This is a genomic window from Methylobacterium brachiatum (assembly GCF_900113845.1).
In the GTDB taxonomy this organism is placed as follows: domain Bacteria; phylum Pseudomonadota; class Alphaproteobacteria; order Rhizobiales; family Beijerinckiaceae; genus Methylobacterium; species Methylobacterium brachiatum.
Map to the genome: position 1 here is coordinate 106,154 of NZ_FOQW01000002.1, position 23,103 is coordinate 129,256.

Here is a 23,103-nt window from a genome sequence, read left to right on the forward strand (position 1 = left end):
GACGGGCGGCACGGGGAGCCCCCGCGCCGCCTGCCGCCTCAACCCTTGATCCGGGTCTCGGCCAGTTCCGACATGCAGGTGTCGTAGGGCGTGAACGCCACGCGGTCCGACACGGCGAACAGCGTGTAGGGCGAATACAGGAACAGGGCCTTGGCCTTGTCCTGGAGGTAGCGTTCGACCTCACGCACGACCGCCTCCGTGTCCGGCTCCTGCGACGTGTGCAGGAGCTTGTCGTAGAGTGCGTCGAACTCCGGATCCTCCGGTCCCTGGCGAAGGGTCGCATCCTTCCCGAAGAACTCCCGATGCACGCAGGCCACCGGATATTGCGGCGTCCAGTCGAAATACCATTCGAGCTTGACGTCGAAATCCTCCGGGGGCTCCTCCTTGGCACTGACGAAGCGGCAGCCAAGGCCGACCTTCGAGAGGCAGTGCCCGATCGCCTCGACGACGCCCTTCCAGGCGGGTGAGGCGACGAACACCAGGTCCCGCCCGCCGATCCCCGCCGCCGCGAGCGCCCGTTTGGCGGCCTCGGGGTCGTAGGGGAACGGCTTCATGCCAGGGTCGGCGCCGTAGCGACCGGGCTGGATGAAGGCCGGGATCACCGTGCCGTAGCCGTATGCGCCCTGATCGAGCACGACCTGCCGGTCGATGGCGAGATTTAGCGCCCGGCGGGCCTCCGGGTTGCGCCAGGGCGAGTCCGGACGGTTCTCGTTGAAGACCCCCGTGAGGATCGTCTTCGCCTTCTGCGTCTGGATTTTGCCATGCTCGCTCGCCGGGAAGGCCTTGGCCTCGTCCGGTGTCAGGTCGAAGACCACGTCGACCCGGCCGTCACCGGCCGCCACCGACTTGATGCCCTCGGTCTTGCCGATCACGTTGTCGTAGATGATCCGGACCGTCGGCTTGCGGTCGGGATTCCAGTAGGTCTCGTTGGGCTCCATGACCACGCGGTCGGAGCGCGAATCGATCAGCGAAACGCCTTCGGTGAGCACGAACGGGCCAGTCCCCCACGGACCAGGCGCGTCAATCACTCACCAATGGCCTTCGGCCGATCCCGTCTTCGGGTCGACGAATCCCCACTCGTTCCAGAAGCGCGTCGAGGGCAGGTGCATGCCCCGCAGCTTCATCAGCGCCGCGGAATCGCCGCCGGGGAAGCGCATCCGGATCGTGCGGTCATCCACCGCCTCGCAGGTGACGTCCCGGGCGAAGTTCAGGAAGGCGCCCGGCGGATGCGGGTTGGTCCATTCCTGCACCTTGTCGAAGCCGAGCTTGAACATCGCGGCGTTGAACGGCTCGCCGTCCTGATAGACCGCGTCGCGCATCGTCAGTTCAAGGGTTTCGCCGTCGAGCCAGCGCCAGGCTTGTGCGAGGCTCGGCTGGCCGATCCCGTCATGGTCGACGCGGTTGGCCTCCTCCATCGTATTCCAGGTGATGGAAAGCCAATTCACCGGCGACGGATCGACCACCGTCACCGTATTGTGGGGCCCCCAGGGCTGCGCTCGCCCCGGATCCCCGGTCGCATGTGCCGTCATGCGCTGTCCTCCTGTTTCAACCTGCATGGCGTGCAGGGGCGGCCACCTCGGATAGGGGCCAGCAGAAAGAAGCTAGTGCACAAGCGCTTTGCTCTCAATCGATCCCCGGTGACGATCTAGCGACCATGCCGATGCCGGGCCGGATCGCCGGCCGCGCCCGAACCGAAAGGACGCTTGCTGCGAGGCCGCAGCGCCTGAGGCGACGTGAGAAGCAGATGCCGTCGATGCGCGCTCGATTTCCGGAATCTCGGTCTGTGATCGCGCAGATCACGTCGTGTCATCAGCGGTCTGTGCTCACACAAACAAAGCGACGGAAAGGAAAACGCGTTGGCGATACGCGATTCCAGACCCATGACGACCCTCGCTATTTGCCCCCCGTCCCACAGAGCGATGGGACGGGGGTGTCGGCTGACGCGACGGCGGCGGATCAGGCCGCCATGGGCCCGGAGCGCCGATGCCCCTTCACGTCGTAACGGTCGAGCATCATCACCTTGTCCCAGACCCGCACGAAATCGGCCACAAACCGAGTCTGGCCATCGCTGCCGGCATAGGCATCGGCGATGTTGCGCAGCTGCGCGTTCGACCCGAAGACGAGATCGTTGCGGGTGGCTTCGAATTTCGCCTGCCCACTGTTGCGGTCCTTGAGCGTGAAGGTCGTCCCGGCCGCGTCGGCCTTCTCCCAAACCAGATCCGTGTCGGTCAGGTTGCGGAAGAAGTCGGTCGTCAGCACGCCCACCCGGTCGGTGAAGATGCCCGTGTTCGACCCGTCGTGGTTGGCGTTGAGGGCGCGCAGGCCACCGGTCAGCACCACCCATTCCGGCGCGGTCAGCGTCAGCAGGTTGGCCTTGTCGAGGAACATCTCCTCCGGCGACAGGCTTGGCGCGATCGCTCCGAACCCGTCATCGACGTAGTTGCGGAAGCCGTCCACAACGGGCTTCAGCCACTCGAACATCTCGATGTCCGTCAGGTCCTGCGTGGTGTCGACCCGGCCAGGCGTGAAGGGCACGTGGGTCTCGATGCCCGCGTCCAGGGCGGCCTTCTCCACGGCGGCACAGCCACCGAGCACGATGAGGTCGGCCAGCGAGACCTGCTTGCCGTCGCTGCGCCCGCCGTTGAACGCGGCCATCACCACCCGGAGCGCCTCGATCACGGGGGCGGCCCGACGATTGACGGCCCAATCCTTCTGCGGTGCGAGGGCGAGACGGCCGCCATTGGCACCCCCGCGCTTGTCACTGTCGCGGTAGGTCGCGGCCGCCGAGAAGGCGGTGAAGGCGAGGTCCGAGACCGAGATGCCTTTCGCCATGATGGCCTGCTTGAGGGCGGCAACCTCTGCCTCGCCCACCGGGGCGTAGGCGGCATCCGGGATCGGGTCCTGCCACAGCAGGCCGTCCTCGATCGTGACCTCCGGGCCGAGGTAGCGGTGCTTGGGGCCCATGTCGCGGTGGGTGAGCTTGTACCACGCCTTGGAGAAGGCCTGGGTGAAGGCGTCGAAGTCGCTGAGGAACTTCTCGCAGACCTTGCGGTACTCCGGGTCGACCTTCAGGGCGATGTCGGAGGTCATCATCATGAGCGGATGCATCTGACCCGCGACATGGGCGTCCGGCGTCTTGGGCGCGTTCGGGTCCTTCGGCGTCCACTGCAGGGCGCCGGCGGGGCTCTTGGTCTGCTCCCACTCGAACTTGAAGAGGTTTTCCAGGTAGGCGTTGTCCCACTTGGTCGGATCGGGGGTCCAGCTCCCCTCGATGCCGTTGGTCATCGTGTCCTTGCCCGAGCCGGTGCCCTTCGGGTTGTGCCAGCCGAGCCCCATCGCCTCCATGGGCGCCATTTCCGGCGGCGGTCCGATCTCCTTGGCGGGCGTCATGCCGTGGCTCTTGCCGAAGGCGTGGCCGCCGGCGATCAGCGCCACCGTCTCCTCGTCGTTCATGGCCATGCGGGTGAACGTCACGCGAATGTCGTTGGCCGAGCCCTGCGGATCACCATTCGCGTAGGGCCCCTCGGGGTTCACGTAGATCAGCGCCTGGTGGGAGGCCGCGAGCGGGTTCTCCAGGTCGTAATCGGTGTCGCCGTTCTTGCCCCGCCAGCGCTTGTCGCGGTTCACCATGTCGTCGAAGCTCGACACAGAGCCCATCTCGACGACTTCCGGACCCCAGTAGGTGGCGTTATCCGCCTCCCAGGCGTCGAGGCGCCCGCCGGCGAAGCCGTAGGTCGGCAGCCCCATGATCTCGAGGGCGCAGTTGCCGGTCAGTACCATCAGGTCAGCCCAGGAGAGGGCGTTGCCGTATTTGTGCTTGATCGGCTGCAGGAGGCGGCGCGACTTGTCGGTGTTGCCGTTGTCCCACCAACTCGAGATCGGTGCGAACCGCTGCATGCCCGTGCCGGCGCCGCCCCGCCCATCCGCGATGCGGTACGTGCCGGCCGAGTGCCAGGCCATCCGGATCATCTGCGGGCCATAATTCTTGTAGTCCGACGGCCACCAAGCCACGGACGAGGTCAGGAACTGCTTGATGTCGCTCTTCAGCGCGTCGAGGTCGATTGTATTGAATGCGGCGGCATAGTCGAAATCAGGCCCCAGCGGATCGGCAGCGACCCCGTTCTGGTGCAAGAGCTCGACCCTCAGGCGGTGGGGATACCAATTCTCCAGCGCCGGGCGGCTCCCCAGAACTCCGCCGATACGGTCGCCTCCGAACGGGCATTTCCCTTGCATAGGGTATGATCTTGTATTGGTCTTGTCGATCGTCATCTCGTTCATCAACATCCCCTTAGGCGTAGGACCGGTATCATCAAGCGGATTGTGCCACTAAGCTTTCGCCGACGGTGGCGCGTTGTGTGCGTCACGTCTTTGCCAGAGTAGCGCCATGGGTGATCTGACCCTGAGCGCGAAATCAGGCGCCCATCTCTAAAATCAAGATGTTGTCGCCTCTCTTGAAGGCCAGACCGCAGCCGACCACGCGAAAGGCGAACCGCCTCACATTTGCGCGAGTCCCTAGAGCGCGAACTGGAAAGGAAACGGAAGGTTAGACGTCAAACCACATCACTCGCGGGTCTCGATGCTGGATCTGTCGGTGGGTCATACGGTCGGTCACTGCACTGTGAATGATGCGCTCCGGGACAAGCTCTTCACAGCGCGCAGCCGTGACGGAGGCTACCCAGTGCGACGCGGCACGGCGCAGCTGTGGCTCAGCACCCGATCGCGCCGTTGCGCCGTTGCGCAGGAGAGCGTGCGGACTCCGCGGCGAACTGGCCCCTCTGTTTCAGAGCTGGGGGCCTCGATTTGTTATGATGGTGGTGTGGTGCCTGGGCTGTCCGCACTCAGCAGCCTCGCACGGGATCCGAATGTCCGCCTCGCAGTTCCATCTGCTCCTACGCAGGCCTATTACCCTCGTTTAGCTACTGTCGGTTGACTGAACTCACCCTTGTGAGCTGGTAAAAGCCCGTTGCTGCCTTCACTGCGGTAGACAGGGAAGCCAAATCAGGGGCAGCGCGATGCAACTTATAGATGATCTCGTCGACGCTGGGTTATCTGGAATTCCCGGCGGACCAAGGAAGACCGCTTGTAAAGCTGCAGCCCGCGCCGCACGCCGTCCCAAAGAGGTCGTTGCGCCATATGACGGTGATCGAACACATGACCGTGATCCTGATCGCCCCCACATTACCTAGTCCATCGCATTGGTTGAGGACACGGCAGAGACCCACCAGTGAAGTCACGCTGTCGTGACACCCCCAGTATGCTCACAGCCTGTTCACCAGCCTGTGGTTTAGCCTCCTCCGGTCGGCGGCCTTGAAGGCGACGTGGCCGACGTGATCTGAGCAGCGGCCCGTACGACGATGAAGATGAGGCTCGGGACACTCGCGCGGACTGCCGCGCTCGCGGTCGGCCTCGGCGTGCCCGCACTCGTCGGCTTTGCCGTTTTCAATCAGCGTGCGCAGGATATCGCCGACGCCGAGATTCGCGCGGCCAATACCGCCCACGCTCTCGAACAGCATGCCGCTCGCACCTTCGAGACCATCGACACCTATCTGCGAGCCGTAGCGCCCCTGGTCGGGCCTCGGGCGGTCGACTTGCCATCGGAAGCAATCCACACCGCGTTGCGCGATCAGATGCAGCACTCGCGACTGAACAACATCATCATTATCGACCGGAACGGCCGGGCGACAGTCGAAGCGGATGCCTTCCCTGCGCGTCCGCTCGATGTCCAGGATCGCGACTACTTTCAGGCACTGCGTGATCGACCGAATTCTAATGTGGTGATCGGCAACCCGATCACCGGGCGCCTGACCGGTAAGGTGCTGATCCCCGTCGCTCGGCGCATCGAGGGGCCGGACGGAACGTTTCTCGGCGTCGTGCAGGCGACCGTCGACCCGCAGACCTTCGAAAGCGTGTACGGGGCCATTCATAACGGGCCGGGCGCGGGGCTTACCCTTTGGCGATCTGACGGCACCCTGCTGGTACGCTCGCCACCGCTCCCCTCTGTCATCGGCAAGAATTTCGCCGAGGGCGAGAACTATCGGCAGCACGTTCCGGCTCGGGACACGAAGCCGTACTGGTCGGCCACCATGACGGATGGAGTCGAGCGCGTCGTCGCCCTGAGCTTCCTCGCCGAGTATCCCTTGTACGTCGGCGCCGCGTTCGCGCGGGACGATATGTTGGCCGATTGGCGTCGGTCTGCGCTCGTACAAGGGGCGGTGGCTGGAGGGCTGACGCTCGTGCTCGTTGGCGCCCTGCTTCTGCTCGGCCGCGAGATCGAACGGCGCGAGGCCGCGGATGCGCTCATCCGAGAGAGTGAAGCGCGTCACCGGCTACTGGCGGAGAATGCCACCGACATCATCATCTGGTGCGACCTGGATACGACCCGGCAGTACGTCTCGCCCGCCGTCACCGCCGTGCTCGGCTACGCCCCCGAGCAATTAATCGGCACCCACACCCTCGACTTGGTTCATCCCGATGAAGCGACCGGCTATGCGGAAACCCTCGTCGACCTGACGACCGGGCGCGTCGGGCGCACCACGACCTGCCATCGCTATCTTCACCAGCAGGGGCACTGGGTCTGGCTGGAGATCTCGCTCAATCTGACGCATGACGCGGCGACGGGCCGGGCGGACGGGTACGTCGCGACGTTGCGTGACATCACTCAGCGCAAGGCCATGGAGGATGCGCTTCGCGAGAGTGACGCGCGTTACCGCTCCGTGACCGAGGCGCAGTTGCAGGAGGCACGAGCACGCGCCGACTTTACCACGGCCACGAGCGCGGCAATTCTGGCGCAGCTTGCAGAGGGCGTTATCGTCACTGACGCCGCAGGGAGGATCACGCTTGTCAACAAGGCGGCAGCCGAGATCCACGGCGTGGCTCGGCTCGACATAGAGCCTGATGCCTACAGCGACACCTATCACCTATTCACCGAGGATGGCCGACCTCACCCGCCGCGCGATCTGCCGCTCGCCCGAGCTGTAGCGGGACAGATAGTGCGGGACGCGCGTTGGCGAGTTCGACGGACGGATGGCACCGAGGTTGTTGCTATCGGCAACGCTCAGCCGCTCCTTGGGCAAGATGGCGCACAAATCGGCGCCGTGCTCACGGTGCGCGACGACACCGCGCGAGATGCAGCCGAGACGGCCCTACGCGATCTGAACGCGACGTTGGCCCAGCGCGTAGCTGAGCGGACGCACGAAGCGGAGACGGCCCGGGCTCTGGCCGAAGCCGCGAGCCATGCAAAGTCTGAGTTCCTGGCCTCAATGAGTCACGAGATCCGGACCCCCCTGAACGGGGTGATCGGCTACGCCGATCTCCTATGCGAGGAACCAAACCTCAGTTTGCGCGCACGTCAGCACGCCGAACGCATCCGCACGGCCGGCGCGGCACTCCTGACCGTGGTCAACGACGTGCTCGATTTCTCGAAGCTGGAGGCCGGACAGGTCGAGATCGTCCCGCAGCCGTTCGCACCCGTCACACTGATCGACAACACGGTGTCGATCGTTCGCGGCTCGGCTGAGGCGAAGGGACTGACGCTTGGCGTCAGCTTCGATCCTATGGTTCCTGCGTGGCTGTTGGGCGACGAGGATCGACTGCGGCAGGTGCTGCTGAACCTGCTCAACAACGCCGTGAAGTTCACCGCACGAGGCCGGATCGATCTGAACGTGGCCGTGGATGCCATGTCTGAAGACGCTGTCCGTCTACTCTGCTCGGTGCAAGATACCGGCATCGGCATACCGGCGGACAAGCGTGACAGGCTGTTCCAGCGTTTCAGCCAGGTCGACGGCTCGATCGGACGCGACTACGGCGGCAGCGGGCTGGGGCTGGCGATCTCGAAGGCGCTCGTCGAGCGTATGGGCGGTGCGATCGATGCGAAAAGCGAGATCGGGCAGGGCTCGATCTTCTGGTTCGCACTCGACCTGCCTATCGCGGCCGAACCAGCTATTGGCTTCGAGCCTTCATCAAGCGCGGGCGTCCGCTTAGGCCGGCGACTGCTGTTGGCTGAGGATGTGCCGCTTAACCAGGATCTCGCCCGCGCAATCCTCGAGCGCGCCGGGCACAGCGTCGACGTGGTCGGCGACGGTGCCGCGGCGGTAACCGCGGTGCAGGTGAAGACCTACGACCTCGTGCTGATGGACATTCAGATGCCGGGCATGGACGGCATGAGCGCAACACGGCGCATCCGAGCCTTGGACGGCGTTGCCGCTCGCGTGCCGATCGTGGCTATGACCGCTAACGTCTTGCCGGAGCAGCTTACGGAGTTTCGTGCCGCAGGCATGGATGATCACGTCGGCAAACCGTTCCGGCAAGAAGCACTGCTATCGGCGATAGATCGATGGTCCTCGGGTGGGACTGAAAGCACCCCGGCTTCCAGCCTGGACCACGCAGCTTACGAGGAGATCCAAGTTTTGGTCGGCCACGAGCGCATGGTCGGCTTGCTTTCGATGTTGGCAGACGAACTTACCCATCGGTTCGGACCGTCTTCCAACTCTCACGATCGGAAGCAGATCGCTGAGGATGCGCACGCGATGGTCTCGGCAACGAGCATGGTCGGTTTTGAATCGCTGGCTACTCTATGCCGAAAGGTCGAAGCTGCGTGTCGTTCGAATGAGGATTACACAATGCTATTCAAAGTCTTGCAAGCCCGCTCGTCCGAAACGATCAGCGAGATCACGGTCATGCGCTCAAGATCAGCATAAAGGCGCGGACTCCGGCCGCAAATGAATTCGATGTTCTAGTGGCTAAATCGGTGTCGAGCCTTTACGCCAGACTGACCAGTTATCCCTTGTTCGTGAGGGCCGACACCTGTCTTAAGAGTGATGATACGAGACATTCAAGCGAGGCCTGTCCGCTTTCTCAGCAGACGTCCTCCGAAGCGGACCGGCGGCTTTCGGCCACCTTCGGTCATTCTAGTTCGCTCAGACCTCCAGCAAGCGGACCTTCTGAAGGTCTGAGAAGGGTCAGATCCTACCGTTGCTTAGACCGCGAGCCTATGTCCGTTTCCAGGCAACGCACGCAGTAACTCGTACGACTTGGCTGGGCCGCTATAAGCCCGTCCGCTTGTCAGGCAGTCCTTCTCCGAAGCGTTCGTCCCGCTATCGGCCTGTTTCTTCCGACAGCACTTTCGAGCCAGAATGAGGGTCTTCACAAACCAGGATCGACCAGCGAGCAACACATGCTCCATCGACAACGGCTCAAGGAGCATACTCGCTGAAGACGGCCACGCATCGAGCTTCGCCATCCATGATCTCGACCTTGGCGGCCTCGATCTCGGCGCTTCGGTGAACGCTCCGGTAAACGAGAACAATCGCCTTGGAAAGTTTTAGGTGACGCACCGTGCGGGCCAACCTTGGTCTGATTTGCGGGCGTCGATGTGGACAATTGCGGGCGAACTGTCCCCTTTGCATCAGCGCCGTCTCCCAAAGTCCCAAGTGGCGCGGCAAGTCGCGTCGAGGACAGCCGGTTTTCTTTAGGTACTGGCAGGCGCTGCCCCTCTCGCGTAGGTCCGCCGTCGACGGGGCATAGCCCGACAGAAAAGGCGAAACTGTCGCCGTCTGCACATCCATCAGGTCCCTGGGTCGTGACTGCCTCGGTCCCCGCGGAAAACCCGCCCGTCCATATCAACTCATCTGGAAGCCAACGCCCAGGTACGTAAGCCACGCAAATAGGCTCTGATGCCGTGACCCTCGAACGCCTCGACGCTGGCCCGGTCGTAGAAGGCCGCATGACAGTCGCGCTTGTCCGGCGCGGGCTCAATGCCTCGGGCGCAAAGAAACCCGCTCACGCATTCTGGGCCGGAACTCGATCATCAGGCCGGCCTGGACGCGCGCCGACAAACTTCGCGCGCCCAGGCCGACACACAACCCTCTCCTGCCGACAAACTTCCTGCGCTCGCACACCGCCGCAGCACGCGTAGGGCGCCCCCGACGAAAGCGTCGGGGGCGCCACGTCAGGCGCTGTGTTCGGCGATAGCCGAAGCCACCGCGTCGACGGTCATCACGAACATCGCGGGTTGAGCCACAGCCTCTTTCAGCGTCTCCGGCCACTCCGGGTGTGCATTTGCCCAGGACATAATCTTAGACGGGCTCAGCTGCCGGTGCCGGGCGAGATACCGCGACGAGATCTTCGCGGGGACCGCCTCGCGTACGAACATTGCATTGGCAGGCCGGATTGACGCGAACAGACCATACGCTTTCGCGAAGGTCTCGACCTCGCCCTCTTCTGCCAGTTCGGAGAGCAGATCCAGGACGGGTCCCGAGGGGGTGTTGTAAGCGTCCGATCCCTGGTTCGCGATCGCACCGGCCACCCTCAATGCGTTCCGGACCCCGATCGAGGCGAGCGCGTCCCGCAGCGCGTTTGCCAACTCGGCTCCGCCCTCCTCGCCCCAATGCTGCGCCTTCCCTGCCCGCGAGTCCGCGACGTGCGCCACCACGGCCTCTCGGTTCGGTGATAACACCCGTACCCGATCCTCACGGACATCGAGAATTCCGGCTTCAGCGAGCGTTGCCAACTCAGCCTCGAACCTCGGATGACAGAAGTCGTCGCGGAACAGGGTCGCGGCGTCGCCGCGGAAGACCAGCGCCAAGCTGTCTGGCTCGAGCCGGGGAACCACGCGGCGACCGCCATGGAGGTTGAGCAGCAAACCCACAACGAGCGCTTCACGCAAGCGCTGGCCCGCGCCCGAGCCGGGGCGGAGCAGCGGAGTCCGGTTCCGATGCAACGCCGCCGTCGCCATGAGATAAGGGAATACGTCACGGTACCATCGAGGAGGTGTGTCTGGGGCGGGAGCTTCCTCGGCGGGTTCCTTGTCGAGCCACGCCAGGGCCGGCGGCCTGCAGGGCTCTGGTAGCGCGGTGAGCAGGCGCTTCCGGAACGCTAAAGGCTCCACCGGGTGCGGCGCCCGCCCGAGGGCACCTTCCAGATCGTGCCAGTCACGGTAGCCCCCTGCGCGCGCAACGGCGGACTGGCACTTATTGAGGGCAAAGTCCAAGCCACTGTTGTCGAACAGCCGCTTCAGTTCCTTAGCGCACTTCTTCGCGCCGTCGATGGTCGAATACATACGAGCGTCCTTCATCCCGGCCTAGTCGAGACGCGCTGCTCGTCCCTAGCGGCCGAAAGAGGATACGGTCGCAAGACATCTGAACTCGTTGGACTATAAGTCCTTCGCCAAGGCAGCGGCCACGCCGACGGTTACGGCGCTCATCGCTAACAGACGTCCCGCGAATCCTAGATTCAAGACGACCTCTGCGGGAGGAAGGACACGAGGTGACCGGGATCGACGTCACGAGCGCCAGATTTGGGGGCGCCGGAGGCAACGACGGCATGGTGGATCGAGCGATGGCGGCGTCGCACGACGCGTGAAGGACGATACTTATGGGCCGCTTGTAAGTACGGCCGCCCGAATGCGACACGCCTCGCCGTAAAGCTCACCATCTCGGGCATTGCGGGGCCGAGCGCTTCTCGAAGTGGTGGGCCGAGACGTCGGGCTCGAACGTAGGAAGGCTTTCCCTTGAAAGAACGACTTGGTGTGTTCCAAGTTTACATGCTTACGAATCTACGATGATCCGGGCTGGATCAGCGCGCAAAATAGCGGAGCTCGTCCCCTTTTCGGCCATCGAAATAAGGCGTCTGCCATTCGTCGTTGACATGGAGGAAGCCGGAACCCACACTGGACGGCTCCGTAGATGATCTGCTCAGGATGCGCCGGCGGCGCTGCTCTTCAAGCACTGCACGGAAACGGTAGTGATCCTGAACATCAAGGACGTGGACGGCGTAGGCTGCCGCCAGCGCCGGGGCACCACGGATGATCAGCATGTTCTCGTCGTTGGCGTAGGACGCCTTGAACCCGAGGTTATGGCTGCCGGTGATGACCACGCAATCGGTCTCGGAAAGGGGGTCTATCACGACGACCTTGTCGTGGATAATAGCGGTCCCCGCGGTCAGCAGTTCGCGCTGGAAGTCGCCGATCAGGTCGCGCACAGCGCTCGCCCGGACCATCAGGACCCGCGGAGCCTGCTTCAGCGTGTAGATGGAGGGCGCGGGCACCTTCTCGCCGTCTTCCTGGTCGTCTTCGTCGTCATCCCGCATCGGCGCCTCGTAGTTGGGCATTGCCTGCGGCGCGCTGATCGCACCGAGGACCAGGAGCTCGGGCTTACCCTGTGCGATCTTCACGGCTTCGCCGATGATGCTGTTTCGACCTTGCTGGGCCGGGTAGAAGCTCAGGAAAAGCAGCGCGTCCTTCGCACTTCGCATCAGCGCAAACACTTCCTCTATATCGGGCGGCGTCGCCGGATTCGTGCGAGGGACGGCAACCTTCTCCGTATTGGGCGAGCACCAGACCGACGCTTTGGCTCCTACCGTTACGCTGTCCAGGCTCAACCTGTTCGGCTCCGCGTCTGCCTCCCTCAAGGCCGCGCCTTGATCGACCTTGTTGGGGGCCGACAAGGGGTCAGGCTCGGGCAGAAGGTCGTCGTGCAGGCGCCCCCAGTATTCCAGGTAGGCGGCGGCGAGATCGCCATCCTCGATGAATATCGCGTTGTTGGTCTGGCCGCAGAGGCCCGTGGAAGTCCAGTTGGTACTGCCGGTCAAGACAGCAAGCGGCTCGCCCGTCCTTGAGACGAGCACGCCGAACTTGTTGTGGCCGATATGTTTACTGTTATTGAACATGCGGTTCTGCAGGCGCTTACCAAGACGTTTGCCGAGACGGTCTCGCGCGTCGTGGTTGGTCGTGTCCCAGGTCTTGCTGTCCTTGGACTTGCCGGCGGTCGAAAGTATAAGGCTGATACGCGCGCAGTGCTTGTCGATCAGCGCGATCAGCTCGTCGTCATGTAATTCGTAGAGGGCGAGGTGGATATTGGCGTCGAGCTCGACGGCCCGGTTGAAGAAGCGGCGGAAGATCTTGATGGCGTCTCCGCTGAGAAACCGGCGAAGCGAGTCCTTGGGATCCGCCATGCGATCGAGCACCTCCTTCTTGCCGGGCGCCCGGCCATCCGGCGTCTGGAGTTGCTTGCGGAGGTTTTGGGTCGAAAGGATGCCGTTGTTGAAGGCAACGGTCGCCGCGCCGAAGCGGTTCGTGACGAGGATCTCGTTTGTCTCGATGGGCTTGCCGCAGAAGAAGAGCTGGATAGGATCGCCGTTGTAGCGGGGTTCGCCGTGGGCGTCCCGGTAGGGGGCCGTTGGCGAGGACGGAACGGGCATGCGGCCGTGGCCGGCCAAGCCAACCGGCACGATCTCGTACCGAGCCTTGAACTCGCCCTCGCGCAGTACCGTCTCGTTGCGGCTTCTGCGGAGGGTGAGGTCGCGCCAGGAGAATTTCTGGACGGGCCAGACGCTCGTGTCCTGCTCTTCGCCTTTCGGGTTCGACTGGGACTTGAAAGCAACCCAGGCAGGGAGGATGCGGCGCTCGACTTCGTTCCCATTCAGATCGGAGTGGATCCGGGTGATCATGAACCCGAGGCAGTCCTGGATCGGACCGTCCGTGCGCCACGCGAGATAGCCCACCTCGTTGTTGCACCAAGCATTCGCTTTGACGATTTTGGCCATACCTCTCTCCTGCCCTTCCCAATGCGTAGCACAACTGCGTCAGCACGTATGGGCATTTGAGCGAGTGGGCCGGAGTGGGCCGACGTATCCACCTTACGTTCGACATGGCACAGTTCACGTGCGCGAGCATCGGTGAATGCGGTCGTAGCGGAGTTGCGGGGCGGAGCTTGCCCAATGGCTTCGCCTAACCGTGGCTCACGCGATAGGAGACGCTTTCCACTGGCTGATCGGGTTGGTGGCCGATTGCTGACCCGAGCCGCTGACCCCAGAACTCACCACAGGATGTCGGTTGTGGGAAAGTCTACCTCAGCCACGAAGTGACGAACCTGGTCGCCCTCGACGAATGCGGGCTTCGCTTTTTGGCGGCGACTCCGCGCACGGAATCGATCATGCGGATTTATTATTCGCGGCGGCTTCGAGCTGCCGCATAGAATCGAGAATGGCGTCGAACGTGGGAGGTTCTCCAAAGATCATGCCGGCGGTGTTGACGTAGTCGCGGCGAAGCGCGTCGGTCATCCCCGCGACCGGCGCAAGCGCGAAGCTGCCCGGCTGGGCCGAGGCTAAGTCATAGTCTGGCCGGTCGAAGAACATGCGCGCGTGCCGCACACAATCCCCTGCCAATTCGACGTCGCTGAGCGCCGCTTGGCCCATTTCTGACCGGACGAGCTGATGGAGGTCGTAATAGTGGCGGGAAATGCGCTGGCCCTCCTGGCGTAGCTCGCCACGGCGCTCGTACCAGCGCCGAAGCCCATGCGCGATCACCACCTTGTCCCAGAAGGTCCGGCCAGCTTCGATGGTGGTCACATCTGGGACGGAGAGGTCCAAATCGGGTGTTTCGTCGGCGATGTACGGCTGCAGGGTGACGGATTGGTTGGGATCGAGCGCGGACTTCGCGCCGGATTCGATCCGCACGGCCGGGCGGACATAGGCATCGTCACGCGGCTCGACCTCGGGATACCAGACGAGCAGCGTTTGCCTGTCCGGGTCGGCGTCGTCGACCTCGATGCGGCCGGCGCCGTTGGTCGCATCGGTGAGCAGTGCGGTGAGGCTTTCCCGGAGCGGCCCAGTGACATATTCGCGGCAGGCATCGCGGATCGCGTCGAGGCGTGCTCGGCGCTTCTTGCCGGAGAGGCTTTCCAGCTCTTCAACGCTCGCGGCTTGTTCGAGATCGTCGCGGAAGACCGTGACGTCGATGTCCTCGGAGAAGCGCTCGATCAGACCGTACGCCTTGGAGAGTGATGTGCCGCCTTTGAATAGGAGGCGAGGCCGGTCGGCGGGCAATCGATGGTAGAGCGCCTCCAGCGTCCAGCACACCCAGAAGTCCTTTTCGACGTTGCCGATAGGAGCGCCGAGCCGGTTCGCGGTGGCCAGAAAAAGATCGAGGCGGTCGCGCGCTGGTGCGCGGATCACCGTCGCGTAAGCTTCCGCGGTCATGCGGGCGGCGCCTTGCCGACGATCAGCGGGCGGAGAAAATCCTGCATCCAGATCGGTAGCGCCGATAGGCCATTGCGCAGATCGCCCCGGATCGCCGGACCGTGCTTAGGGTCAGCGAACAGGCGCCGAAGGGTATCAGCGATGCGGGTGCGCTCGTCTTCATGGGTCAACACGTCCTGCAACCAGTGCAGAGCCTGGACCACCCGCATGGCTGGCCGCCCGGCCCAGTAGAGCCGGCTTGCGGCGGCGGGCTTAAAATGGATCTCCTGCTTGCCGAGCTGGATGGGCTTGAGGCGAGCATCGACGAGCATCTCGATGCGGGCTGGTACAGCCGTGGTGAGGCCGAGGTCGTTGGCGGCGGTCATGCCATCGACGACGAAGCGGGCCTTGTCCCGCCGGGCGACGGCGCGGATGACAGCCCGGTAATCGGGAACGGTAGGACGGCCGGTCAAGCTGTTGATGCGAGGCCGGTCGTAGAGGCCTCGGTCTATGCGGCGAAGCTCGCCTGTGGCCGCCAGCCGCTGAAGGGATTTGTCGACAGCATGGCGGCTCGCGAGGTCGGCGAAGTCGCTTGGCGTCCAGACCTCATCCGGCTGTCCCGCAATGCGGGCAAGCAGGCGGGTGCGCAGGTCGGAGGATGGCTGAACGGCAGGCGAAGACATGTCCGAAATATGCAGCATTGTTCGGACAAAAGGAAGGGTGTCCGAAACTTGTGACATTCTTCGGACTCAACCCTCAGTGAACCCCGTCCTCCCCTTTTGCACCCGGGTGTGCGCACCTCAAGCATGACACCAGTTCAGCTGCGCCCCCGACCTTCCGCTCGTCATAGAAGCGATCCATGGACCCGGCCGATCTCAAAGAGTTAAAACGAACAGCCCTAGCGTTGCTGCACCTCACGAACGACGAGTGGAGTGCGATTTCAGAGACTCGGCGCCGCGGCGAACGTTTCTCCCTCCATTTCCCCCACGCGGTGGCTCGACAAGGCCAGCGCGGCGGCGGCGTTCTGGTCGCTACTCCTACCGGTGAAATGCGGCTCGGGATGGTCACGTCCATCGGCGCGACCTCGACGTTCGATTCACGAGTCGTCTTTGACCACCTCACGCCGGTCGTGCCGGAGACCCTGGAAGCCTCGCTCGCAGAGATCGATGGTGTGGGCCTGAAGGCGCCGCGCGAGCGCCTTCAGGCATCCAGCTTCGGCTTCCACCGAATCTCCGAGAAGCTCGGCGAGGCGCTGGTCGACAAGCTGGCTGGCAAGCCAGAGAACGGGCCCGCGCTTGCCCGCATCCTCGCCCATCGTCGGCGCTCGCGACGGTATGAGAATGCCCGGGCAATGCAGGGCGACGCCGTCTCGCTTGCGATCAAGGCCTTCGGCGGGTCCGACGAAGCTGCAATGGTGAGCCTTCCCGGCAGCGATACCGCGCTAGGGACCGTTCGCCTGCTCGAAGATGCGGTGATCGAGCACGATGCGCGCTGGATGCCGGGCTGGCGCCTTGCCGACAGTAGCCTCACCGGTCGGGCGACGTTCGAGAAGCGGGGTGCACGACTGGATGTCTTCACCGCGAACAAGCGCCCGCTCGAGCAGCTCTTCGGGGTTGACCTGATCTACCTCAACGAGGCTCGGGGGGCGCTCGTGATGGTCCAATACAAGATGCTGGAGCCCGAAGGGCGCGCTCATCGCCGGATCGAGACCGGAACGTTCGCCCTTGAGGAGGTGGACGAGCAGGAATGCACGGTTCGCATCGATGATCAATTTCGGGACGAGCTGGCGCGGATGCGCCGTTTCGACCGGGATCTCGATCCAGAGGGGGCGTACCGACTCCACCCGGGCGCCTTCTTCTTCAAGTTCGTCCGACGGCGTGCAGCGACCAACAGCGCCGGTATTCTGCTCAGTCTCGGCCATTTTGATCAACTCATGGAGGCGGGGGAGTTCACCGGTGAAAAAGGGGGCCTTCGGCTGAGCTACCGTAGTCTGGACGGGCACTATCTCCGCACCGAACCGTTCGTGGGACTGGTTCGATCGGGCTATGTCGGTACGCGCGGAGCCACGACAGCGCACTTGCAGGCCCTGATCGACGCCTCGTTGAATGGCGGCAAGGCGGTGGTTGCTGGTATCCAGACCGCACTCGGGGACGCCAAGAGTTAGACACGGTTAGATGGGACGTGCTGCGAGGTCATCCGCTACGAGCGACGCGCCGATCTCCACATCGCCTTCACGACGCTCGCATGTGTCCTCATCTGCAGGGCACAGCTCAAACGGTTTTGTCCCAGCCTCTTAGCTCGACTATGGCCCATCATGCGGCGTGGCAGAGGGCATAGGCCCAGGGCGCGGGCAAACGGAAGCGGGGTTTTGTTTGGGCGCGTCGGCGCGGTGATGTTGCCGAAGTCCGCTCGCGCCAGATCGCACAGCGTACGGCGGCCAGGGCATCGGCGAAGGCCGAGCGCGGTTTGAGGTACCACGCGGCGATCGCGACGCGTCGCCGTTGGCGGGCCGGGAGTTGCGCAGCCAGCAGCGTGACGATTGAGAACAGGGCGAGCAGGCAGGGCGTGGTGCGAGCGATCGCCGTGTCGGACCACGGCCGCTGCGTCTCGACGCCCATATGGGCGCGCACCTCCTGGAACGTGACCTTGACGCTCCAACGGCGAACGAACCACCCGACGATCTGCGCGGGCTCGCGTGTCGGATCCGTGCAGAGCAGGGCCTGGGGCGGGAAGCGCGCCTCGGGATTGCGGATGAACACCCATCGGATCGGCACGACGGGCAGGCCCCGGTGCCGCTACACCGCGGTGTCCGAGGCCATCTCGATCGTGCGCTCGCCCGCCCCGTACCAGCCGGGCACCACAACCGCATGCCAGCGCGTGTCCTCGGCGCACCGCGCTCACCGCTGATCGATATGCCGGAGCTGAGGCAGCTCACGCGCGAGCAGGCCGCCTGCCTAGCCGGCCTCGCGCCCTTCGATCGCGCCTCGGGCACGCACAAAGGCGTGCTTCGCATCGGCGGCGGGCGCGCCAGCGTGCGGCGCGCGCTCTATGCTGCCGCCCTGGCCGCCAGCTTCCACTGGAATGCCGCGCTGTGCCGGCTCTACCGGCGCTTGCTCGAGGCCGGCAAGCCGCACAAGACGGCGTTGACCGCCTGCGCCCGCAAGCTCATGACCTACGCCAACGCCGTCCTCCAGCGCGGAACACCGGGGAGCGAGTCCGAGCCCGTTCTTAATGGTTGCTCGTCGAGTGCTGCAGCCGGCCAACGTGCATGGGCTGTAAATGCGCTTTGGGATGATGCCGACACCTGCGTATGCCTCTCAGCCCACAGGCGCCACGGCCACGGGGATAATCAATCCTCCCAGTAGCCGTCGTCATCATCTTCCTCATCGTACGCCGGAATGCGGCTACCGAAGCCAGTCAGCCTGTCCTTGACGACCCCACTGTCGCGATACCGGTTCCCTCGGATCCGCTTCGCGAGCTGCTCCCGGTACTCCTTGTGAAGCATCGGGTCTGCCGACAGGGCTGCATCGCGAAGTCCGTCGAGCCATTTGCCCCATGCCGCGAGCACGGTCAGCTTGCGATTCATCTCCTCGTCCCAATCGTAGGCTGCCGTTGCGTCGGACGGACGTCCCTCGTTGTGATCGAGAACGAGCTTGGCATCGTCCCGCGTGAAACCCAGATGCTTCTTGCCGTAGGTGAGAAAGGCCCGCCGGATACCGTGAGGATTGATCTCGACCTCGGGAAAGGCGAGCAGATTGTGGTTCAGCACGCCAGGATCGAGCGTCGGCGACTTTCGCTTCACATCCTTGAGCTTCGGGTATCTGGCGGGAAACAGCCAAAACTCGCTCATCAAATATCGATCGCTGTCTTGGTTCTCTCGCTGGATGAGGCCTACGAGTTCGGCCGCCGATCCTGTCAATGGGAGCCTATGCGGGATCGACACTCCTCGTGTGCGGCCGGTCTTGCGGAAGAAGGGGGGCAGGTTCCAGACGACGGTTCCCGTAGGCGCCTCCGGGTCAGTCCAGCTGAAGTCTGTCGAGTAGGCTCCCATGATCGCCCGACGGCGTTGCGCGGTATAGAGCAGCAACCCGATAGCCCGGGATACGTGCGGGTCGATCGCGCCGGATTCGGCAATCGCCAAGGTTCGGCCGAGACTCTCCTCGGTAGGTAACTTCGGTTTGGCGGTTTTCCGCCCCGACGATGTCACGGCCGGCCGCGAGATCAGATGGTCGCCAATTTCGCGGCGCGTCTTCTCAGGCGGTCGAAGTCGGTAAAGTAGGTTGGGTTCGACCAGGGATCGCTTCCGTTGGCTGTCATCGGATAGCCACGTCCAGAAGGAACGGACGACACGCAGAACGTGGGCCGCGTGGGACTCGACGCCTCTCTCGTGGATGATCCGGATCGCCCCGGCGACCTCTTCGCGCTCAATGTCGGCGAGGCGCCGCCCGTGGAAGACCTTTAACTCCTCGGTGTTTCGTAGGATGCGTCGATAGTCGGTATGGGTATCGGGCCGCCGAGTTCGTTGAATGTGAACGAGGAACGCTTCGACACCCGCTTCCCAGTCCCAAGAAGCAGGTGGATCGACGATCGGAGGCGCTTCCGCCGTCGTCGCCATAGGGTCGATGTTTTTCCGCAGCGCCTCCCGAATGCGAGCGGCCCGGCCGCGGACATCGGCCAAGCCGTCGCGCGTAGCGATCACCGGTCCGAGGTCCCAGCGCTTCTCCCGCCCATGAAGGCGTCCCTTGTAGGACCATCGAGCGCCCGAGCGCGGGCGAATCCGCAGAACCAGCCCAGGACATTCGGGGTCGCGCCGCTCGGCCTCTGGTGCGCCGACCTTTCGAAGGACGTCCTTGAGCACGTCCACGGTAATCTTGGCCGCCTTGCGAATTGCGACAAGCTCGTTCATAATCTGGGTCGCATCTGGGTCGCGCGCTCAACTCGGGGTGTACCGAGGCGACTGTAAACGGGTTATGGGTAATCGATTGCCTCGTTTGAAGATTTTGTAAAGACACAGCTCCTTCGAATAATGTAAAAATAGTCGGCAGAAGGAATCATAATCCTTGTGTCGGGGGTTCAAATCCCTCCCTCGCTACCATCGGCATCATCGAGTTTTTTGGCGCCGCAGGCGAACAAAGTCCTAAAACCGTGCCGACCGGGTTCCACAGTCGTTGACGCGCTTGGACAGCCCCAAGTCCGTTGCTTCGCGCGGATGGGCTGATCCCCCAGCGCGAGTGATCATCATTCGCCACCTGTACCCACGGCGGCGATTTCGTCGGTCGGCCGCGAGTTCAGGCGGAAGGCAGGCCTCATCCCGAGACCGGGACTTACTGGTTCCCACATCGTGTTCCGAAGAGATTTCGCCTCCTGCTCGGAAGGATTGAGGAGGGGAACAGCCTCTGCACGAAGGAGCCCAGTTGAGCCCGAACGCAGCCTCTCCGAGCCGCCGCCGAGATCGGCGCAGGTTGGGCGCCCACAAGATTATCGGCAGCAGCTCTAGCATGTCATCGCGGTGGTGCGCTGGAATGTCGGATCGAGGATTTCCGACAGGTAGCCATCCGATTGACGTCCCTCTCACAACAAACTCGGTCGCATCGCGTCCCCTCCGGTGAGCACACCTGCTCTCCCGCCCGCGCATGCCGACGCCGTCCTTTGGCGTCTATTCATTGAGGCCTACTCGGCCGAAGGGAAGCTCGCGCCATCCACCATCGAGCGCTGGCCCGGAATCCGAGCCGCATACGAAGATGTGCTTCGCCTTGACGATCCCGAACTCGTGAGCCCGGCAGATCTGATCGCATGGAAGCGCGCTCTGCTCGCTGCTGATCGCGCACCATCCGCGACGCCCCTATCGCCGCGACACCAATCCAGCCGTCGGCGACGTCATGATGGTCCCCGACAAGCCGCGGCTTCGTGGCCGGTATTTTGCCGACGGCGAGGCACAGACCATCCTGCAGGCTTGGCGTGGGAATATACATCTCGACGACCTGTTCATAGGTCGGGGACAGGTCGAGCGCATGGGGCCACGATCGGCGAGCCCACCCAGCTTGCGGATGATGGCCGGCAAGCCCCTGGGGCGATGGCGAGCGGTTCGTCTGACAAGCCAGTCGGCCATGCGAGCTGCGACGTGGCCCGATCCGGTGTCGGCGCTGGGGCGCGGCTCGTGCATCCCCTCAGCCTGAGCGGGCCCGACGGCGATCGATGCAGCGAGCTTCCGGCCAGAAACGGCGAAGCTTTGATCTGAATCACGGCCACGGATTCGTCGGCGCCGTAACCTCTTCGGCATCGCAGGCGACTGCGCATGCGAGAAGCAGACATGAAAGCCTTGGCCACGATCAACACGGATTTGGCCGCCGGGGGAGCCTCGCTCTCGGTCGCCGAACTCTGTCGCCCCGCGTCGCGTTCGGACCCCGGCGAAAACGACGACGATCTGATGCCGCTTCGGCATGCGATCGATGAGAGTGTGCACGCCGCCGTCGCCCGGATGACCGGGGGCCTGTCGCCGGCGGCGCTGGCCGAGGCCTGGTTCGACTGGGCCATCCATGCGGCCTTCTCGCCGGGCAAGCATGCGGCCCTCGGTATGAAGCTGCTCCGCGAGCAGAGGCGCCTCGCCCAATTCGCGGCGCGGTACGGGCTGGTGCAGGGCGAGGCTCCGCCCCGCATCGATCCGCTGCCCCAGGATCACCGATTCGACGATCCGGCCTGGCAAGCCTGGCCGTTCAGCTTCGCCTGCCAGGCGTTCCACTCGGCCCAGCAATGGTGGCACGACGCCACGACCGACGTGCCCGGCATGTCGCAGGCCAGCCAGGACCTGGTCTCATTCGCCGCGCGCCAGGTGCTCGATGCGCTCGCGCCGTCGAACCTGCCCTGGACCAACCCGGTCGTCCTGCGCGAGACCCTGCGGAGCGGCGGAACGACCTTTGCCAGGGGCGTGATCAACGCCGCCGAGGATACTTTGCGCGCGGCCGGCGGCCTGGGGCCGGTGGGCGCCGATGCCTTCCCGGTCGGGCGCGCGGTGGCGGTCTCACCCGGCAAGGTCGTGTTCCGCAACCGGCTGATCGAGCTGATCCAGTACGCCCCGACCACCGACGCGGTCCGGCCCGAGCCGGTGCTGATCGTGCCGGCCTGGATCATGAAATTCTACATCCTCGACCTGTCGCCCGGGAACTCGCTGGTCCGCTACCTCACGGCCCAGGGCCACACCGTCTTCATGATCTCCTGGCGCAACCCAGGTCCCGAGGACCGGGCTTTGTCCTTCGACGATTACCGCCGGCTCGGGATCATGGCGGCCCTCGACGCCGTCTCGGCGATCGTACCCGGGCGCCCGGTCCACGCGGCCGGCTACTGCCTCGGCGGCACGCTCGCGGCCATCGCGGCTGCCGCGATGAGCCGGGACGGCGACGCGCGGCTGGCCTCCCTCACCCTGTTTGCCGCACAGCTCGATTTCACCGAGGCCGGCGAGCTGACGCTGTTCATCGGCGAGAGCCAGATCAGCTTCCTGGAGAGCCTGATGCGCAGCCAGGGCACCCTGGATTTCAGCCAGATGGCCGGGGCCTTCCAGCTCCTGCGCTCGAACGACCTGATCTGGTCGCGGATCGTCCGGGATTACCTCCTCGGGCGACGCGAGCCGATGACCGACCTGATGGCCTGGAACGCCGATTCCACCCGCCTGCCGGCCCGGATGCATTCGGAGTACCTGCGCCGCCTGTTCCTCGACAACGACCTGGCGGAAGGGCGCCTGGAGGCCGGCGGTGAACCCGTGTCGCCCGCCGACATCCGGATTCCGGTCTTCGCGGTCGGCACCGAGCGCGATCACGTCGCGCCCTGGCGGTCGGTGTTCAAGATCCATCACCTTGCCGAGGCCGAGGTCACCTTCGTCCTGTGTAGCGGCGGCCACAATGCCGGCATCGTCGCGGAGCCGGGGCATCCGCACCGCCGCTATCGGATGCGCACGAAGGACGTCGCCGCACGCCACCTCGGCCCCGACGCCTGGATCGCCACCACGGACTCGACGGAAGGCTCGTGGTGGCCGGCCTGGTCCGGCTGGCTCGCTGCGCGGTCGGGGCCGCCCGGGCCGCCGCCCGGGATGGGGGCACCGGCCGCGGGCTACCCGGAGCTCGGGGACGCGCCCGGAACCTACGTCCTGGAGGCTTAGAG

General features: G+C 64.3%; 11 protein-coding genes and 2 pseudogenes. 5 read left to right on the forward strand and 8 right to left on the reverse strand.

The annotated features are described in order from the left end of the window. Positions 1–38: 38 nt before the first annotated feature. Both BMZ47_RS00455 and katG read right to left on the reverse strand, forming a co-directional pair. Positions 39–1,556, reverse strand: a pseudogene (locus BMZ47_RS00455) (ABC transporter substrate-binding protein). 400 nt (positions 1,557–1,956) lie between these two features. Further along, positions 1,957–4,278, reverse strand: coding sequence for a catalase/peroxidase HPI (gene katG, locus BMZ47_RS00465; protein WP_091858069.1), 2,322 nt, complete (start codon positions 4,276–4,278; stop codon positions 1,957–1,959). Between the two features lie 1,076 nt (positions 4,279–5,354). Between katG and BMZ47_RS00470 the strand changes: the two genes are divergently transcribed. Next, a complete protein-coding gene (locus BMZ47_RS00470; RefSeq protein WP_091857501.1) occupies positions 5,355–8,696 on the forward strand; it encodes a PAS domain S-box protein in 3,342 nt (1,113 codons plus the stop codon). A 1,250-nt stretch (positions 8,697–9,946) separates the two neighbouring features. Here the strand turns inward: BMZ47_RS00470 and BMZ47_RS00475 are convergent. The 4 genes from BMZ47_RS00475 to BMZ47_RS00490 form a co-directional block, all read right to left on the reverse strand. After that, a complete protein-coding gene (locus BMZ47_RS00475; protein WP_139220898.1) occupies positions 9,947–11,056 on the reverse strand; it encodes a hypothetical protein in 1,110 nt (369 codons plus the stop codon). A 515-nt stretch (positions 11,057–11,571) separates the two neighbouring features. Next, positions 11,572–13,539: a phospholipase D-like domain-containing protein gene (locus BMZ47_RS00480; RefSeq protein ID WP_091857504.1), complete on the reverse strand. Its 1,968-nt coding sequence runs from the start codon at positions 13,537–13,539 to the stop codon at positions 11,572–11,574. Positions 13,540–13,926: 387 nt separating this feature from the next. After that, a complete protein-coding gene (locus tag BMZ47_RS00485) occupies positions 13,927–14,973 on the reverse strand; it encodes a nucleotidyl transferase AbiEii/AbiGii toxin family protein (RefSeq protein WP_091857506.1) in 1,047 nt (348 codons plus the stop codon). Continuing rightward, a complete protein-coding gene (locus BMZ47_RS00490; protein ID WP_091858072.1) occupies positions 14,970–15,635 on the reverse strand; it encodes a DUF6088 family protein in 666 nt (221 codons plus the stop codon). The genes BMZ47_RS00485 and BMZ47_RS00490 overlap by 4 nt, the downstream gene beginning before the upstream one ends. 176 nt (positions 15,636–15,811) lie before the next feature. Here BMZ47_RS00490 and BMZ47_RS00495 point away from each other — a divergent pair, with 176 nt between their 5' ends. Both BMZ47_RS00495 and BMZ47_RS27705 read left to right on the forward strand, forming a co-directional pair. Further along, positions 15,812–17,116, forward strand: coding sequence for a hypothetical protein (locus BMZ47_RS00495; RefSeq protein WP_091857508.1), 1,305 nt, complete (start codon positions 15,812–15,814; stop codon positions 17,114–17,116). Between the two features lie 30 nt (positions 17,117–17,146). Continuing rightward, positions 17,147–17,239: pseudogene (locus BMZ47_RS27705) on the forward strand (IS5/IS1182 family transposase); the annotation flags it as partial. 25 nt (positions 17,240–17,264) lie between these two features. Here the strand turns inward: BMZ47_RS27705 and BMZ47_RS00500 are convergent. Then, positions 17,265–17,711, reverse strand: coding sequence for a hypothetical protein (locus BMZ47_RS00500; RefSeq protein ID WP_244536701.1), 447 nt, complete (start codon positions 17,709–17,711; stop codon positions 17,265–17,267). 108 nt (positions 17,712–17,819) lie between these two features. On the opposite strand from BMZ47_RS00500, the gene BMZ47_RS00505 reads away from it, so the two are divergent. Further along, positions 17,820–18,317 (forward strand): transposase, encoded by a 498-nt coding sequence (locus BMZ47_RS00505; protein ID WP_091857510.1) that lies wholly within the window; start codon positions 17,820–17,822, stop codon positions 18,315–18,317. Here BMZ47_RS00505 and BMZ47_RS27710 read toward each other — a convergent pair. After that, positions 18,302–19,858: an integrase family protein gene (locus BMZ47_RS27710; RefSeq protein WP_139220899.1), complete on the reverse strand. Its 1,557-nt coding sequence runs from the start codon at positions 19,856–19,858 to the stop codon at positions 18,302–18,304. The genes BMZ47_RS00505 and BMZ47_RS27710 overlap by 16 nt on opposite strands. Before the next feature lie 1,521 nt (positions 19,859–21,379). On the opposite strand from BMZ47_RS27710, the gene BMZ47_RS00515 reads away from it, so the two are divergent. After that, positions 21,380–23,101 carry a PHA/PHB synthase family protein gene (locus BMZ47_RS00515; RefSeq protein ID WP_244536702.1) on the forward strand — a complete coding sequence of 574 codons (1,722 nt, stop codon included), beginning with the start codon at positions 21,380–21,382 and terminating at the stop codon, positions 23,099–23,101. Positions 23,102–23,103 lie beyond the last annotated feature (2 nt).